This window comes from Chryseobacterium sp. ON_d1, assembly GCF_006829085.1.
Taxonomy (GTDB): domain Bacteria; phylum Bacteroidota; class Bacteroidia; order Flavobacteriales; family Weeksellaceae; genus Chryseobacterium.
The window spans coordinates 224028-241416 of sequence record NZ_BJTC01000001.1; the positions used below are offsets into that span (position 1 = coordinate 224028).

Annotated in this window: 11 protein-coding genes; 4 read left to right on the forward strand and 7 right to left on the reverse strand. The window is 38.2% G+C overall.

The genetic code is table 11. The annotated features are described in order from the left end of the window. Positions 1–5: 5 nt before the first annotated feature. From CRS_RS00955 to CRS_RS00985, 7 genes are all read right to left on the reverse strand, one after another. Positions 6–2999, reverse strand: a complete 2994-nt coding sequence (locus CRS_RS00955) for a hypothetical protein (RefSeq protein WP_142722229.1) — start codon at positions 2997–2999, stop codon at positions 6–8. A gap of 19 nt (positions 3000–3018) precedes the next feature. Next, on the reverse strand, positions 3019–6048 hold the full coding sequence (locus CRS_RS00960) for a hypothetical protein (RefSeq protein ID WP_142722230.1): 3030 nt from the start codon (positions 6046–6048) through the stop codon (positions 3019–3021). A gap of 4 nt (positions 6049–6052) precedes the next feature. Beyond that, a complete protein-coding gene (locus tag CRS_RS00965) occupies positions 6053–7639 on the reverse strand; it encodes a T9SS type A sorting domain-containing protein (RefSeq protein ID WP_142722231.1) in 1587 nt (528 codons plus the stop codon). 525 nt (positions 7640–8164) lie between these two features. Further along, positions 8165–9070 carry an AraC family transcriptional regulator gene (locus CRS_RS00970; protein ID WP_142722232.1) on the reverse strand — a complete coding sequence of 302 codons (906 nt, stop codon included), beginning with the start codon at positions 9068–9070 and terminating at the stop codon, positions 8165–8167. A 99-nt stretch (positions 9071–9169) separates the two neighbouring features. Further along, a complete protein-coding gene (locus tag CRS_RS00975; protein ID WP_172616971.1) occupies positions 9170–9727 on the reverse strand; it encodes a TetR/AcrR family transcriptional regulator in 558 nt (185 codons plus the stop codon). A gap of 23 nt (positions 9728–9750) precedes the next feature. Then, entirely contained in the window at positions 9751–10008 is a 258-nt protein-coding gene (locus CRS_RS00980; RefSeq protein WP_142722234.1) for a hypothetical protein, read from the reverse strand. Then, entirely contained in the window at positions 9986–10429 is a 444-nt protein-coding gene (locus CRS_RS00985; protein ID WP_142722235.1) for a polyketide cyclase, read from the reverse strand. The genes CRS_RS00980 and CRS_RS00985 overlap by 23 nt, the downstream gene beginning before the upstream one ends. Before the next feature lie 505 nt (positions 10430–10934). Between CRS_RS00985 and CRS_RS00990 the strand changes: the two genes are divergently transcribed. From CRS_RS00990 to CRS_RS01005, 4 genes are all read left to right on the forward strand, one after another. Beyond that, the gene (locus tag CRS_RS00990; RefSeq protein ID WP_142722236.1) at positions 10935–11975 is read left to right on the forward strand and encodes an efflux RND transporter periplasmic adaptor subunit; all 1041 of its coding nucleotides are present in this window, start codon (positions 10935–10937) and stop codon (positions 11973–11975) included. Positions 11976–11993: 18 nt separating this feature from the next. Further along, entirely contained in the window at positions 11994–15131 is a 3138-nt protein-coding gene (locus CRS_RS00995) for an efflux RND transporter permease subunit (RefSeq protein WP_172616972.1), read from the forward strand. A 97-nt stretch (positions 15132–15228) separates the two neighbouring features. Next, positions 15229–16515, forward strand: a complete 1287-nt coding sequence (locus CRS_RS01000) for a TolC family protein (protein ID WP_172616973.1) — start codon at positions 15229–15231, stop codon at positions 16513–16515. 243 nt (positions 16516–16758) lie between these two features. Beyond that, positions 16759–17325 (forward strand): Crp/Fnr family transcriptional regulator, encoded by a 567-nt coding sequence (locus CRS_RS01005; RefSeq protein ID WP_142722238.1) that lies wholly within the window; start codon positions 16759–16761, stop codon positions 17323–17325. Positions 17326–17389: the final 64 nt, after the last annotated feature.

Consider the following 17389-nt stretch of genomic DNA (forward strand, 5'->3'; position numbering starts at 1 on the left):
GGTTATTATTGTTTGTAATTGTATTGGTATTCTTTAGAGATTTTGTAGGCATAGTTACCGTTGCTGTCTTTTTCCATGACTTTTACTTCTTTAAGCCTATTGGTATAAGGGTCGTAGATATATTTTTCTCTTACACCGGATGGCGAAGTGATGGAAGTAACACCTACCAGCGGATCATAGGTATAAGTGGTGATCTGGTATCCGGATACTGCCGGGTTCTTTCTGAAGTTGTCCAATGCAGTCAAAAGAACTTCTTCTGAAGCAGCATCTACATCGGCATTGGATTTCTGGCATATTTCCAGGTTATCATAGCCCGAAGCATTAACTCCAAGTCCCGGAAGACTCAAAAAAACCGTATAATCCAGTCCTTCAATCTTTGCAATGGGCTGTGTTTTATTATATCCGTATAACAAGGTTACCGGAACACCAAACTTTGTAGTGTACTGCAATAAATTTCCCTTATTGTCATACTGGTCATATTTAATCTCTTCAGTCCATTCATTATCAGGAATCAGTGCATTCATATTTGTTTTGGAGATCCCCGAAGGAAACAGCTTCTCATGATGCCACCACACTTTGCTGAATCCATAGTAAGTTCTTGCAATTATTTTATTATTTTTATATTCTTCTGTTTTCACAGGAATTCCAATCATATAATTTTGCAGGAAATCTCCGGTATATGAATAGGTGAAATCTTTTCGGTCTGTGGTTGCATCACTGTATTTGTTTTCAACAGATTTAAGGTTGTTATATCCGTTGATATCATAATATTTAAATGTAGTTTCCTGAGTTAATTTTCCACCATCCTCTAAAATTGTTGTTTCACTTTTCTTGTAATTATTATACCACCTGTTGGGGAATATGTATTTTCCTACTGCATATGCATTCAGGTTATCTGTATAATAGGCTGTTCCAAAATGATTTACAGGAATATAATCCCGATTGATTACATAGTTATTGATAAACTGGTAATCTTTATAGTCATAACCCCAACGGGAAAACCGTTTAACACCATACAGACTGTTGGATATTTCTCCTTCATATTGATCTGACATTAAGTTGGCAAACCAAAAGTATTCGCTGTTAGGAGAATAGGAATTGAGCTCACCCAGTAAAGGCTGGGTAAACCAATCTTCCATAGTGATATATTTTTTTATTTTAAACCTTTTACCATTGGTAATTTCCGTTACATCACTGTAGCTGATGAAGTCTCCCTGAAATCTGTTGAGATCATATATTTTGTTCGAATTGATTTTCATATACCGATCAATATAGAAAGAGCCATACGGACCTCCACCTCCGCAATTGGTATCCTGTCCTGCATCATATACAGATGAAACATGCCCTCCAAATTCATCATTCAAAGAAAATAAAGAGGAAATAGCTCCAAAAGTGATGTTGTTATTGATCGAATCATATTCTGCTATAGCATATTTATATTCTTTTGTGATCATATCACCAGTATTGCTCAAGAGCTCTATTCTTTTTGTTCTTACCCCATAGAATTCGGATTCTACAGGAGTATTAGAATCCTTAATTACGGTATTGGGCTCATACAGAATGTTCTCTATTCCGCCAGTAGGGTACTGAATTGATGCCATCAATCCATATGTAGATTGAGGAAAGTGTGGGCTTCGGTCACTGGAAGGAATTCCGGGAATTGGCCAGCCTTCAAGAGGAGAATTAACTACCGTGAAAATAGGTTGAGCTTTCTGGACATATTCAGTAGGAAGAAAACTGCTGCCCGCAGTACCATTATAAATTCCGGCAAGATCCTGAGTATATGAAAACCTTGCGGGTAGCTGAGGTAAATTGTTATAGGTAAAAGTATATTTCTGGTCCAGGCTTTTTCCGATGGAAACCTTATTGAGAAAGTATCTTACGGAATATCCCCAGTTATTATAGGCTGCTCCATTATTGTTTCCAAATTTCTGATAATCAAATTTAATTTTATTAACGATGACATTTCCTTGGTTTTTAATTTCTATATGATCCAGAAGTTTTTCAGTCATGATATCTTCACGATCCGTATACAGGTAGTCAACCGTAAAATCCTGCGAAGAAACCTTAGTAAGATATTTGGTATCAAAGATTTTATATCTTGTGCAGGTGTTGGGGGCAAACAGGTATTTTAACTGATGGTTCCAGCATGGTGCATCTCCAGCATAAGTCTTGTTTTTTATAGTGATGGTTTCGCTTTTATCTTCCGTATAATAATTACTTATGCTTCCGTATGTAAAGTTAATAATATTGGAGGCGTTGAGATCTTCAATCTTAGTCAGGAACCAAGCTGTTTTCTGCTTAGGCAACGGAGCTATTTCATCATTACACTGGGTATCATAGGTCGTATATTCTATCGTATTATTGTTCCCGAAATAATATCTGTTACCATTTTTCAGGGTGATTGTAAAGCTTGAATAGCCGCTTCCTACTTCTATTTTCAGTTTTTCCGAGTAATTAATTTGAAGAACCTGACCGTTTACAATCACAAAGCTTCCGGTTAAACCGAAAATATTATAATGAAAAATATCCGATTCTCCGTCTCTGCCTGCTGTATTATTGTTTTCCAGAGCATCAGCAGTTTCCTTGATTACCAGATATTGGTCTAAAGTATAGCTGCCTCCCTCTAATCCTGTAACTTTGGAGCCGGCATATTCATCCGGTTGTCCTCTTACTGTTCTGTATATAGCTGAAGTAAAATTGTCACTCCATAACAGTCCCGTTCTTGCTCCCCAGTCATTTATCTTTAAACCATTACTTGAATAGGAAAGTCCTATATTGTAATTTAGCTCTCCGGATTTCAGACTGGCAAGGTCTATTGAAGTATTATATTTTCCTTTGTTATCCACACCGGATTTGTCACCATATTTCCCCAAAGAAGCAACTGTGGCAGTCGGGGTTATTGCTTTGTCTACTGTAACATTGGAAAGGCTGGTTTGGGCATAATGAATTTGCAATCCTATACAAAATAACAGAACTGAATAAATAGGTTTATTCATGATTTTTAGTTTCTATAATTTATGGTTTATAATTGTATTGGTACTCTTTTGAATTTTTGTATATATAATTTCCATTACTGTCTTTTTCCATCTGTTTTGTTTCTTTAAGACGGTTGGTCACAGGGTCGTAAATGTACTTTTCTGTTATGCCGGACGGCGAGGTGATCGAGGTCACACCTACAAGTGGATCATAAGTATAGGTCGTGATGGGATAACCTGAAACAGCAGGATTTTTTCTGAAATTATTTAATGCAGTCAGAAGAGTTTCTTCTGAAGCAGCATCTACATCGGCATTGGATTTCTGGCATATTTCCAGGTTATCATAGCCCGAAGCATTGACTCCGAGAGATGAGAAGCTTAAAAAAACAGTATAATCTAATCCTTCGATCTTTGCAATAGGCAGTGTTTTATTGTACCCGTATAACAAGGTTACCGGAACGCCGGACTTTGTGGTGTACTGCAATAAATTTCCCTTATTGTCATACTGGTCAAATTTGATTCCGTCAGTCCATTCATTATCGGGAATCAGTGCGTTCAGATTTGTTTTGCTGATTCCTGAAGGAAATATTTTTTCATGATGCCACCATACTTTGCTATATCTGTAATAAGTTCTTCCGGTAATTTTATCGTTTTTAAATTCCTCGGTTTTCACAGGAATTCCTACCATGTAATTTTGTAAGAAATCTCCTGTATATGAGTAAAATAAATCTTTTCTGTCTGTAGTTGTATCACTGTATTTATTGGCAACTGATTTAAGATTATTGTACCCGGTGATATCATAATAGCTGTATTCGGTTTCTTTTGCTATTTTTTCTCCGTCATCCAGGATGGTGGTTTCTGTTGTTTTGGTTTTATTAAACCATTGGCCAAGTAAAAGATATTTAGCAACTGAATAGGCTTTAAGATTTTCGTCAATGTAGGCTATGTTATTCGAAAACTCGTTCATAGGCACATAATCTCTGTTGATCGTATAATTATCAACTATTTTATATATTCGGTACTGATAATCATTCACAAGATATTTCTTCACCAGATAACCGTTATTTATTGTGCCAAAATAGTTGGCAAAATTGAGATTACTATTCCATCTCAGATTACTTAAAGGATAAAATAAGGAATGATATCCTACAAGATCAATCGCAGTAGCTTCTTCCCAGACACTGTAAAAATTAGAAGTATATGAGCTCTGATTCAGTACCTCGGTTACATTTTCATAAGCAATAAAATCCCCGTAAATATTATTATCATATTTGCTGTAAGAGTTTATTTTATAAAAATTGAATATTGCCTGTCTGATATAGCTGACACCTGGACCACTACTTGAAGAGGCGCAATTAAAAATAATACCGTCAACGGGAGTTGTAAGAAATCCTCCAAATTCATCATTATACATTTCCACTGCATTGAAATAACGGGATGATGGCTTATTTTCAGAAACCAGTTTGTTTACATTATTAAATTTAAACTTGTCGTAAATATAATTTTTTACAACTGGCTGGGTACCGTTTCCATCCAGAGTGATTGTTTTTGTTCTTACACCATAATAAGGAAGAACAAGATTGCTTATTGTATCTTTTATGATTTTATTCTCTTCATATTCAATTGATTCCGTTCCTTTTGTCGGAAATGTTATTTTTTTTAATAAACCGTATTGGGAATGTGGAAAAGATGGAGTTCTGTCTCCGTACGGAATAGAAGGCATAAATGATCCTCCGGCCAATAAAGGATAGAGCTTTTGAACAAACTCTCCCGGTAAAAGACTGGTATTGTTTTTACCGTTATAGAATCCCATTAAATCAATATTATTACTGAAACGTCTTGGAAGAAGTTCCGGATTATTATATTGAAACTGATAAGAAACATCGGAATTCATGCCGGTTTTAACTTCTTTAAGAAAATACCTGATCTGAATTCCTTCCTGATGAACCGGTACACTTAAATTGCTCCCGTATTTGTCATAGCTGAATTTTATTTTATTAACGACGCTTCCGAATGTATTTTTGATATCAATATGATCTAAAAGCTTTTCATTACCAATATCTTCCCTGTTATTGTAATAAAAATCTATGGTAAAGTCATCGGATGTTATTTTTGTAAGTACTTTAGTTTCAAAAATTTTACTTCTTGTACAGTAAAAGGTTTCCATGATCTGAGGCACGGGAGGTACAGGATTTCCCCAGGGATCTACACAGTATTCATCTCCCGGATAAGCTTTATTTTTTACTAAAAAAGATTCATTATAATCATCTACATGTTGTGAACTAATGCTAGCGTATTGAAAGTTGATGGTTTTTGTATCCATACTTTCAATCTTTGTGAGAAACCATGCACTTGTTGTTTGCATAGGAGTTGCATATTCTTCCCGGCATAAGGTATTATAGGCTGTTTTTTCCAGCATTTCGTTTTGTCCGTAAGAGTATTTTGTACCATCATCTGTTGTAATGGTAAAACTGCTTAGGGAAGCTCCTGCTTCTATTTTTATTTTTTTGTTGTAGTTGAGTTGAATTACTTCGCCATTTACAATAATAAAGCTACCGGACAATCCAAAAATATTGTAATAAAAAATATCGGATTCTCCGTCTTTTCCAGAGGTATAGCCACTGCTGCTGGATTCATACATGTTTCTGATGGTCTTGTATTCTTCAAGGCTAAAGCCTCCGCCACTTCCCAGTTCATTTACTTTTTGACTGGAGCCATCTGCTATTCCCCGGACTACCCTGTAAATAACAGATGTAAAGTTATCACTCCACAATAAACCAAGTCTTCCACCCCAGTCATTTAGTTTGAGGCCATTACTGGAATACTGCAGATTCATGCTATAACTCAGGTTACCTGTTTTTAAGTTAACCAAACTGATATTCTGGTTGTATTTTCCTTTGTTATCTACAGAAGAACTGTTACCATATTTTCCAAGTGAATATACTGAAGCAGTCGGAGTGAGGGCATTATCAATATCGACACTATGCAAATTATAGTTCTGGGCAAAAAAATCAGCCTGTCCGGTTATTAGTATGATAACGGGTATAATTATTAGGAAAAACTTCTTCATCACCTTATTTCTTTATAAGTTTAGCATTCGCTGTTTTATTCGCATCTGTTTTTATCACAACAACGTAAGCTCCCTGAATCAGTGCCTGTGTATTAATCTTTGTCACCGTATTCTTTGTTTTAATACTTTGAAGCTGTCTTCCACTCATATCATACAACAGAATATCTGCATCCTTAAAATCAAAGCCAATTTCTACATAAGCATAATCAGAAACAGGATTCGGATAGATTTTGATATCGTATTTTTCAATTAACTGGTCAACCTGTTTATCTCCCAGCTTTACAATCTTCCAGTTTTCTTTTCCAAGCTCTTCTGCGCTGGTTCCGGCCAGTATAATAGAACCGTCTCTGTTGAGTTTCAAATCTGAAAGCCTTTCTTCCTTCTTTCTGGATTCTCCTTTCACGTGCTTTCTCCACTGTTCATTTCCATCCTGATTCAGATACAGCATCCAGAACGTTTCATCATTGGTTTCTACTCTTCCCTCAGACTGAGTATAACCTCCCAATAAAATTCCTTTTGAAGATTTGTCATCTGCAGAGTGAAGAACACTCATTCCCATCAGAATATCACGGTTTTTGAAATTGTAAGATTTCTGCCACTGTTCATCGCCTCTGTCATTTAAAGAAATTAACCATAGGTCCGTTCCCTCTTCTAATCCTACCGTTTTATTCCCTGATCTTTCTGATCTGGATTCTCCACCGATAATGAATCCGGTTGAGGTTAATGCAAGAGTTCTCAAATGATCATCACCTTTTCCTCCGAAGTTCTTTTCCCATTCCACTTTTCCGTTTTTATCCAGCTTTACGATCCAGTAATCGCCTTCGCCAAAGTTGTCGCTTTGTTTTTGTACCGTTGTCAGATGTCGGGTGTCGGATGTATTTTGAGGACTTTGTACAGCTGAACTTCTTGAATACATTCCTAGTAAAGCTCCTCCGTCTTTTGTTGGAATCATCTTCTCCACCTCATCCAATCCTTTTCCACCTAAAATAAGCTGTGAAAGTTCTTTTCCGTCTTTGTCCAGTTTTGTAATCAAGACATCCTTGGAGCCGTAGCCTTTTGAAGAACCCTGTATATTTCCGGCCACAAAGAATCCTAAATCTGTAGTCTGGATAACCGCTCTGGCTTCTTCATCAGAAGAGCTGCCTAAGGTTTTCTGCCATAATTCATCTCCAAACTCATTGATTCTAATGAGCCAGATATCAGATCCTCCTTTGGAATCCTCTTTTTTATCCAGCCCTTTGCCTGAATAAGAAGTGCCAGCCAAAAGAAATCCGCCATCCTGTGTGGTGACTGTAGCTGATAAATAATCATGATTTTGTCCTGAGAAATATTTTTCCCAGATTTCTTCTCCCTGCTGGTTCAGCTTGACCAGATGAAAATCATAACCGTTGTTCTGCTTACTTCCAGCCTCCAGCTTTCCGCTTCCTGACTGTATAGAACTTCCTGTAATTAGGTATTGCTGATCAATGGTTGTTGTAACCTGGCTCAGGAAATCCTGGGTGGAGGATTTGATGTCTTTCTGCCATACCACTTCCTGAGCAGACATATTAAAGACTATGCATAGAAATGCACTTCCGAAGAGTTTTTGCATGTGTTAGTAGTTTATATTTATCGGGATCGAAAATATTGGAATATTTTGTATTTTGTAATAACAGAATATTACATTAATAATAATAGATCCTTTAGTTGTGATAATTATGATCAAATACAACCACTTTTGAATAATATTTAAAGAAGAGACTTTTATTGAGTTGGAAAAGTGTTCTTTTTCATACATTAATATCTCTCCAAAAAAGCGTGTTTAGATAATTGGCTTATTTATAAATAGATGATTTTGAATGCGATATGCATCTTCAAGAGCACTTGGTTTTCGTAAATCTTGCAATAGCGAGTTCGAGTTTTGTGCCAGTGAGGTCACTAAAGAGGCAACTATAAATAATTGCCTCTTTTTACAGGTATAAAAACCTCTTATCAAATTCTTATAGTCTAATCTGTATTGTTTAATCTGTAAAATATTGGTCTGTTTGAAATAAATAGTGTAAAAATGATTACGTATAGAAAAAAAATATATTTATAAGACAGCTTTAGGAATTTAGATTAATTTCGGTAATGATTATCACTTCATTTTTGCCCTGAACATTTTGGGAGACATTTTCATTTTCTTTTTAAAGAATTTACCAAAGAAAGACTGGTCGCTGAAATTAAGTTCTTCTGCGATCTGGGTGATAGAAAGATTAGAATTCAAGAGGAGATCACGCGCTTCAATAATGACCGAATTGGTAATAATGGTACGGGTAGATTCACCAGAGGCTTCTTTTACGATTCGTGTCAGATAGCTAGGAGTCACAAACAGCTTCTCGGCATAAAACTCAACAGCTCTCTCTTTTTTGGAATGTTCGGAAAGCAGGATAAGAAACTGATTGATAAGATCCTTCTTTCTTGATGTTTTAGAATCAATGGTCCTCGTGTCATTGTAGCGGTATATTATCATCAGTTCAAGGAGCAGCGCATTAAAATAATGATTGATGATATCTTTTGAATAATAATTTTCCTGCTCATCCGCCAGACTGATCTTATCAAGCAGGAACCTTATGGTTTCCCTTTCATTAATGCCGGGATGCAAGATCGGGGTATTTCTTTCGGAAAAGAAGATGACCTCATTAATATAGTGCATATGGCGAATATTTTTTTGAACAAAAGAATCGCTGAAGACAATACCTCTTGCCCTGATGTAAGAATCTTTGTGGGCTGGATGAATAATTGAGTTGGGTGTAAAAATAACAATATCATCTTTTTTGACGATTATTTCTTCAAGATTAATCTGTATTTTACCTTCTCCTTCCACAACCAGCATAATGGCGCAATTATCTGTTCTGAAAGGATATTTGTAAGAATTTTCATCCAGGTCATGAGATTCCCGGATGATGAAAAAATCATTGTTGTTTTTTTGAAAATCACCATTTTTGTCAATCATTTTAAACAGATCGTGGAGATTATGAAAAACAATATCTTTATGAGTCATAGCTTTTAATATGAACGTTAGTAAAGTTAATAAATAAGCCAAAGGATTATGCTGTAAACTGGAAAATTCATCATATAGTTGATTTTCCCAATTTCATATTTACTTTAAAAATAAATTTATAATCTTTTCAGCTCGATGATGATAGAAAGATGATGACAATACAATATCTGATCTTTTCCTGAAAAAGTCAGCAGAGATATGGAAACCTGAAACCATGGAAACAAGATCGATAAGGAACAATAAGGGATTGTTGTAGCTTGTTCTTCCTTCACAGATACAAACTGAGATCTCGGGTATCATTTCAGTGAGTGGGAAAAATAACTTCTGCCCGAACTCTGAGTATTCATCACTCTGTGTAATAATATAAATATCCAGATAGGGATATTTTTTGCTTTTCTCAGTATTGAAATCAATATATCTTTCCAGTTTCTCCTTTAGAGAGAGCTCTTTAATATCATTCCAGGCGGGTGCGGGAAATTCATTGATGATCTCCCCAATGGCGATGTTAACAAGATTGGCTTTCGTACGGAAATAATAATGTATTGCTGTCCTGTCCATACCCGCGCTTTGTGCGATATGTTGTGTTGTGGCAGAGAACCTGCCTTTCACGAAAAGCAGATATTTGGCAATTTCCTTTATTTTTTCTTCAGTATTCAAAATTTTTGTTGGTGGAGTATTCATTATCTGGATATAATATGTTCTGACCTCATTTTCGAACTGTTTCTTTCCAAAATAGAGAATTCCGTTTCATACAATTCAAATACAGGTTTAAGCTCATTTTCCGAAAATAAAGTTTCAGAAGATACACTCAAAAGTCTGAAATTGTTGTCGAGATACTCACATTCACAGTTGGGAATTGTTTCCAGGATATCTTCCCTAAGCCAGAAAGCATCTATAATTTTTTTGAATTTTGTTTCAAAAAGTACATTGTTTTTCATTTCTATTTTTTATCTGTTCAACGATTATGGTAAGATCTTCGGGAGTATCGCTTACAATTTTTTTTACCACCAACAAATACCATAGTCCGGCCAAAAATCCCGAAACAGAAGTAATAATGGTTATTTTCAATCCATCTTTTGTTTCTTCCATTGTGTATTTTCTGTACAGTTTGGCTCCGGCAAGCCGGATTCGGAATGTGAAGTTTTCATAAGGTATAAATTCCTCAACAATACCTCTCGCTGTAAGAAAATTACGGTGTTTAAGTACAAATGAGCTTAGTTTGCCGACTTTAGTTTCCCTGTTTTCTGAGCGTTCAATGTTGAAATCCCATTTATTCCAGTGGTCAATATCTGTAATCAGTTCCCAAACTTCTTTTTTACCAATCAGATTACTGGTCACAGATACGGCCCGGCGTTTCATTTATTTCTTCCATATTGGTTAATAATGCAAATTTCCGTAGTGAAATGGTAATAAAAAAGGTCTGAATTCGGTGTAAACTGGTCAAAATCTGAACAAATAATGATATCTAGAATTATCCTTATATAAGAGATGAGATGCTTTTGCAACAGTTATTATTTTCAAAGGAGGGGCTTTAGCGCAATTTGTTTTTTAAATAGCAGCGGATGTGCTACCCTTACTACGATTTGTGGAAAGGAAGTAACATTATACGCAACCCTTGGAGTACTAAAAAACGCAGTCAGCAGATTTTACAAATGATAAAAATATGCAAAGGTCTTTGTATAGTGTAAAATGTTTTGTGTCAATAAGATCGGCATTATTAAGCTATTGTTTTATCTAGAATAATCGTTTCGTTTTAGACCAATATCAGACAAAAACAGACCTTTTATCTTGTATTTCCTTACCTCAAATTTGCAGGGTGAACCAATTTACAATTGAATTCTCTTTAACGGTAAAAATTTATTTTATGATAGTCAAAAGAACGAAAAGTCTTTTTTTATTAGGAAGCCTGCTGATGCTTTCATCATGTGGAGGAAAAGAACAAGCTACGGTCAAAGCAGACCCTATAAAGGTAGGTATACAAAAAATAGAGGTAGTTTCCCAACCTGAAACATTCTCTTACAGTGGAAATATTCTGGCAGACAACAGCGTGAACATTGGTTTCGGAGTTTCTGGTCGTGTTACCGCAGTATATGTTCAGGAGGGGCAGCGGGTCTCTAAAGGTCAGCTTTTAGCGGCCATTGAAACCAATACCTATCAGAACGCCCTGGCTGTTGCCGGCGCAGGGATGGATCAGGCCCAGGATAATTTCAACCGACTTAACCAGCTTTATCTTAAAAAAAGCTTACCGGAAAGGGATTATATCGCTGCAAAAGTAGCGTTGGCACAGTCTAAAGCCAATCGGGATATTGCCATGAAGAACCTGAGAGATACAAAGCTTTATGCATCGTTTTCAGGGATCGTCTCCCAAAAGCTTACCGAAGCCGGCGCTGCGGCAGCACCCGGAGTTCCGGCATTTACTATCGTAAGGACCGATAAAATATATGCGACTGCATCCATCACGGAGAATGAGATCAGCGCTTTGAAAATAGGAACTCCTGCAGAGGTTTCCATTCCAAGTCTCAACCGTACAATCCACGGAAATATTACGATTATCAATCCTCAGGCAGATGACAATTCCAGAACCTATACGGTAAAGATACGTCTCGACAATCCCAGAGGACAGATCCTTCCGGGGATGATCACAGATATCAACATCAATACAGGTAAAAGCAAAGATGCCATTATCCTTCCTGCTCAGGCAGTACTCAAAGACCCGGACGGTTCAAGCTATGTGTATACCGTAAAATCTGCTAAGAATGGTACCACTGCCTTTAAAAAGCGAGTAGAAATGCAAAATATGGCAGGTGCAAGCGATGTAGTTATTAAAAGCGGGTTGGCTCCCAATGATCAGGTAGTTATTTCCGGGCAGACACGGCTGGAAGATGGCCAGCCTGTTAAATTTTAATTCAAAAGAAATAAAAAAATGACGAAGAAAAAAGTGCATTTTCTGGAGGCTGCGATGAAATACAAGCAGGTAGTGATCGTGATGGTAGTCCTGTTGATGGTAATGGGGATCAATTCCCTGATGAATATGCCCCGAAGCGAAAATCCACGGATCGAGATTCCGACTGCTGCTGTATATGCATTTTATCCCGGAGCTGATGAGCACCAGGTAGAGGAGGAAGTGGCAAAAAAAATAGAACAGTATCTCTTCTCCTTTGAAGAGATCAAAAAGAAAAAAGTCAAAGCTGAAGTGAAAGAAGGACAGGTATTTTTCACTGTGGAAATGAATACTGATGTCAAAGACCGAAAGAAATTCTGGCACACGCTTCAGCTTGATATGGATGCGAATCTCCGTCCAAAGCTTCCTGCCGGAGTTGTCGGACCGTTTATCAACAGTAATTTTGCCAATGTAACGGCAATGATCATTTCTGTATCTTCCAAAGAAAGAACATATGCTGAGATCGAAAGATATGTTGATAAGCTGGAAGATGGTCTGAAGGTAATACCTACGGTTTCCAAGATCAACCGATCCGGAGGTCAGAAACAACAGATCTACATTAAGATCAATGACCAGAAACTACAGCAGTACGGTTTTGGAATTAATACACTGGTCAGCGCCATACAGCAACAGAATGTAACGGGATACAATGGGGAAATATCCGGAGGTTCCAATTCCATCATCCCGGTCTTTACCAACAGCCGATATAAAAATATATCCGATATTGCTGAGCAGATCGTCTACACCACGCCGGCAGGCGATGTTGTAAGGCTGAAAGATGTGGCTGACCTTGAAAGGCGTTTTGAAGAACCTTCTTCATTGGTAAGGGTAGGAGATGAAAAGGCCATGGTACTTACCGTTGACATGCAGCCTGGAAACAATATCGTAGCCTTCGGGAAGGAAGTGGAGAAAAAGATTGAATACATTCAGAAAGATTTCCCACCGGATATTCATATGAAGACGATTGTGAATCAGCCGGAAGCGGTTGGGGAAAGTATCAGTCATTTCATGGTGGAGTTTGCTATGGCAATAGGTTCTGTGGTGCTGGTGGTGATGTTACTGCTTCCTGTGCGGGTAGCCGGTGTGGCTTCTGCAGCAGCACCTATCTCTATCATCATTACGTTTGGGCTCATGCAGATCGTGGGGCTGGAGCTTCACCAGGTAACCCTTGCAGCCCTGATCATCGTCCTCGGAATGGTGGTGGATAATGCCATAGTGGTCGTCGATAACTATATCGAAAAGCTGGATGAAGGCATTACCCCATGGACAGCAGCATGGCAAGCTGCCCAGCAGCTGTCGCTCCCAATATTTACAGCAACAATGGCTATTATATTTGCATTTGCTCCATTAGCTTTATTTATGGATGGTATTGCAAAAGATTTTATGTTTTCACTCCCGATTACGGTAGCTATTGCATTGATTACCTCAATGCTGGTCGCGCTGTTCCTTACGCCATACACCTGTTATGTATTCATTAAAAAAGGATTGAAGCATAAAGTAAGTGACAGGCCTCCGAAAAAAAATATGCTGGACCATCTTCAGACCGTTTTTGATAATGGGGTTGGATTAGCATTTAAATGGCCTAAAACAACAATGTTTATTGGTGTGCTGTCTATTGTTAGTGCTCTCTTTATTGCTACCAAAGTAGATCCGGAGTTTTTCCCGCTCACTGAACGGAATCAGTTCAATATGGAAGTCTGGATGCCTAACGGAACTTCTTTGGAGAAAACGGAAGCTAAGGTAAAAGAACTTGAAAAGATCCTTAAAAAAGACAATCGGGTAGTGGATATCACCAGCTTTGTAGGAATGAGTTCACCGCGATTCCATACTTCCTATGCGCCGGAATCTCCAAAAAAATATTTTGCACAGGTTTTCATTACGACAATCAGTAACGATGCATCTAATGAAATGGTGAAAGAATATCTGGGAAAACTGAAGAACTTTATACCTGATGGCTACATTAAGTTGAAGCAGCTCAGCTTCCAGGAGGGTTCACCTATTGACATCCGTGTGGTAAGTGATAATGAAGCCGATCAGCGTAAAGTAGCCCTTGAGGTGAAAAAGATCCTTGAGAACACGCCGGGAACCAACAATGTGCGTCTTGGCAGTGAGTATGATTATATGGGCGTAAAGCTGAATGTGGATGATGTAAAGGCCAATCGTCTTGGCATTACCAATCAGGCCATCACCCAGACCCTTGGGGCCGGACTGAAAGGATATTCCGTTTCTACCTTATGGGAAGGAGACAAGCCTGTTGATATTTTTCTAAGATATGATTCTATCAGCAGAAAAGATATGAATGCCCTGGAAAATCTGCATATACAGTCATATTTCGGTGGAAAGATTCCGCTGAAGGAAGTAGCAACATTACAACCGGAATGGCATACGGGTGTTATTTTAAGGAGGAATGGTATCAAATACACCAGTGTATTGGCAGAAGCGCAGCTTGGCCCTAAGCCTTCAAAAATCCTCAAAGAGGCCCAGCCAAAAATTGAGGCACTTGCGCTCCCGGTAGGAACGACCATTCAATATGGAGGAGATGCGGAATCAACGTTGGAAAATACACCGGGAATGATGCTTTCACTTTCTGTGAGCCTTATCCTGATCTTCCTTACGCTGCTGTTTCAGTTCAAAAATCTGGGTAAAGCCCTCATCATCCTCTGTACTTTCCTTCTGAGCCTTTTCGGGGCCTTCTTCGGACTTTTCATTACCGGAAATCCATTGGGAATGACAGGTTTTATGGGAATCATCAGCTTGATAGGTATCGTGGTAAGAAACGGAATCATTCTGGTAGATTATGCCGATGAGCTTATCAGGGAACATGGATATAAACACAAGGCTGCGGCTATGGCGGCTGCCAAACGAAGAATGCGTCCTATATTCCTTACATCCGCTGCGGCGGCCGTAGGTGTAGTTCCGATGATCCTTGGTAAATCCCCGATGTGGGCACCGCTGGGAAGTGTGCTGGCTTTCGGGCTGATCTTCTCCATGATCTTTACTCTTTTCATTGTTCCGGTGATGTATTACAAGCTTTTAAAAGATCCGGTACCTAAAGATGAAACACCTGAAGATCAATCGGACGACGAGGTTATTTTATACAAACCCAAACCTCATCACTAATAATGATAATATCAATTTTTTAACCGGTTGCTCTGCGTTGATTCCTTGTTATAAACTCATTTGTTTAGTGTTGCAGGGCAACCTTTATGTAAAAAAAATGAAAATAATATACGATACAATATCAAAAATAGTCCTGGTGCTGTTGTTTACAGCGTCAATAGGTGCTCAGGCCCAGGAACGTATAGTTTCTGTGGAGGAAGTCAAAGATCTGGCATTAGAGAATAATAAAAAGATCAAAAAAGCACAACAGAATATAGAAGCTGCCAAGGCTGCCAGAACGGCTGCAGAAGCAGGTGGGAAACCTATCGTGGACGGAAGTGTGGGAGGATATTATTTCTCGAAACCGCTTTCGAACCTGATACCGGAAGTACTGGGGAGTGCCAATGTGAATGTTACCCAGGTTCTATATGCCGGAGGGAAGGTAGAAACCGGGAAAAAGCTTTCTTCAACAGCAGTAGATCTGCAGATGGCGCAGAAGGACCTTACCAAAGAAGAGGTAAAACTCTCTGTGGAAACCATGTACTGGCAGATTGTAAATGCCAAGGAGAAAATAGCGCTGGCAAAAGAATACATCAAACTTCTGAATCAGCTCCATACCAATGTAAAGAATTCTTTTGATGCAGGGCTGACGTATAAAAATGATCTGTTGAAAGTGGAAGTTCAGCAGAACGAGGCGCAGCTCAATCTGAAGCGTGCGGAAGATGGTCTTAGCATCGCCAAACTAAACCTTGCCCAGATTGCAGGACTTCCCAATTCCGATTTTGATGTGGAAGATGCTGTAAACGGCAGTTTCACTGGTGTTTTGGCCGACAGTCAGCTAAAACCGACGAACAGGCCAGAACTGTTTATTCTTGCCAAGGCAGTAGAAATAAATGAACTTCAGGAAAAACTGCTGGATGGAGACAGAAAACCTACGGTAGCTCTTTCGGGAATAGGCTTTTCCAGTTTTGGTAAAAATGTTAATCCTATCGATAGGAAAAATAATATGCAGGGATTTGTGGGAATGCTGTCTGTAAACATTCCGATTTATGACTGGGGAGCAAGAAAAGAAAAAGTAAAAGAACAGGAGTATAAAACCAATGCTCAAAAGCTTGAAATGGAAGAGACGAAGGAGCTTCTGGTGCTGGAATTACAGAATGCCGTGATGCAGCTCAACCAATCTGTTAAACGCATCGAGCTTGCTGAAAAATCTCTTGTTCAGGCCACGGAAAATCTCAGACTGAACCAGGACAGATATGACGCAGGAACCGTTGTAGCAGAAGAAGTATTGAAAGCCCAGGTTCTCTGGCAGGAAGCGAAATCGGAGATTCTTGATGCCAAGGCAGAATATAAGATCAATGAAGCTAAGTATAAAAAAGCTTCAGGGATCAATGGTGAGCATTAAGTGTTTTTAAAAAAAAGAGAGCCCTTTTCCTTTGCCATAAAAATAACATGTACCGCTGACATCACACAGAAGGGCGAAGCATTCAAAAAATGCTTCGCCCTTCTTTTTTTAGCTTTTTTTCTTATTTTAGCCAATAGAGGGGTGAGGTAGTCCGTTTGGTGGCATGCCCTGAAAAACAGCAGCCGGTTGATTTTGCCTGATTTTAAGGGAACGTCATTGGTTTTTGTAAATAAAATTTTTATTATGGAATTACTGGAATACTTACAAAAAGCAGCAGGTCTTTCAACCGAAAAGGCACAGATCGTTGAAGAGTTTTTTGAATATATAGAATTACCAAAAGGGTACCAGTTATTGAGTGAAGGTAAGCAGTCAAAGAAAATATTTTATGTTGAAAAAGGGATGATGCGTTTATATTACCTTAAAGACGGCAAGGATATTACACACGATTTTTTTGATGAAACTAAATTTTATGCTCCCATTGAAAACATATTTTTACATCAGCCATATCCATATTATCTTGAAATGTTGGAAAACGGAATAATCCGAACAGCGGATTTTATGAAAGTTGAAAAAATTATAGATACTGACACTACGCTGCAACGGTTTTCCAGACATGTTCTGGTTAGCACCATTAAACGTCTTGCCGAACAGCTTTATTCGATCCAGTTTCAATCGGCACAAGAACGTTACCAGCTATTAATCAAAAGGCATCCCAATATTCTTCTTCGTTCATCACTTGGACATATTGCATCCTATCTGGGGATTACCCAATCTACCTTAAGTGTAATCAGAGGGGAAAAGTCAAAATAGTTTTTTACGACGTCGTCATTTTTTTAGATATCGAAAAAATTCCCCCAAAAATGTTGCGCAACTT

Excerpts from the sequence above, each read along its gene's own strand:
- CRS_RS00955 (WP_142722229.1), bottom strand. The coding sequence starts at position 2,999 with ATGAATAAACCTATTTATTCAGTTCTGTTATTTTGTATAGGATTGCAA.
- CRS_RS00960 (WP_142722230.1), bottom strand. The coding sequence starts at position 6,048 with ATGAAGAAGTTTTTCCTAATAATTATACCCGTTATCATACTAATAACC.
- CRS_RS00965 (WP_142722231.1), bottom strand. The coding sequence starts at position 7,639 with ATGCAAAAACTCTTCGGAAGTGCATTTCTATGCATAGTCTTTAATATG.
- CRS_RS00970 (WP_142722232.1), bottom strand. The coding sequence starts at position 9,070 with ATGACTCATAAAGATATTGTTTTTCATAATCTCCACGATCTGTTTAAA.
- CRS_RS00980 (WP_142722234.1), bottom strand. The coding sequence starts at position 10,008 with ATGAAAAACAATGTACTTTTTGAAACAAAATTCAAAAAAATTATAGAT.
- CRS_RS00985 (WP_142722235.1), bottom strand. The coding sequence starts at position 10,429 with ATGAAACGCCGGGCCGTATCTGTGACCAGTAATCTGATTGGTAAAAAA.
- CRS_RS00990 (WP_142722236.1), top strand. The coding sequence starts at position 10,935 with ATGATAGTCAAAAGAACGAAAAGTCTTTTTTTATTAGGAAGCCTGCTG.
- CRS_RS00995 (WP_172616972.1), top strand. The coding sequence starts at position 11,994 with ATGACGAAGAAAAAAGTGCATTTTCTGGAGGCTGCGATGAAATACAAG.
- CRS_RS01000 (WP_172616973.1), top strand. The coding sequence starts at position 15,229 with ATGAAAATAATATACGATACAATATCAAAAATAGTCCTGGTGCTGTTG.
- CRS_RS01005 (WP_142722238.1), top strand. The coding sequence starts at position 16,759 with ATGGAATTACTGGAATACTTACAAAAAGCAGCAGGTCTTTCAACCGAA.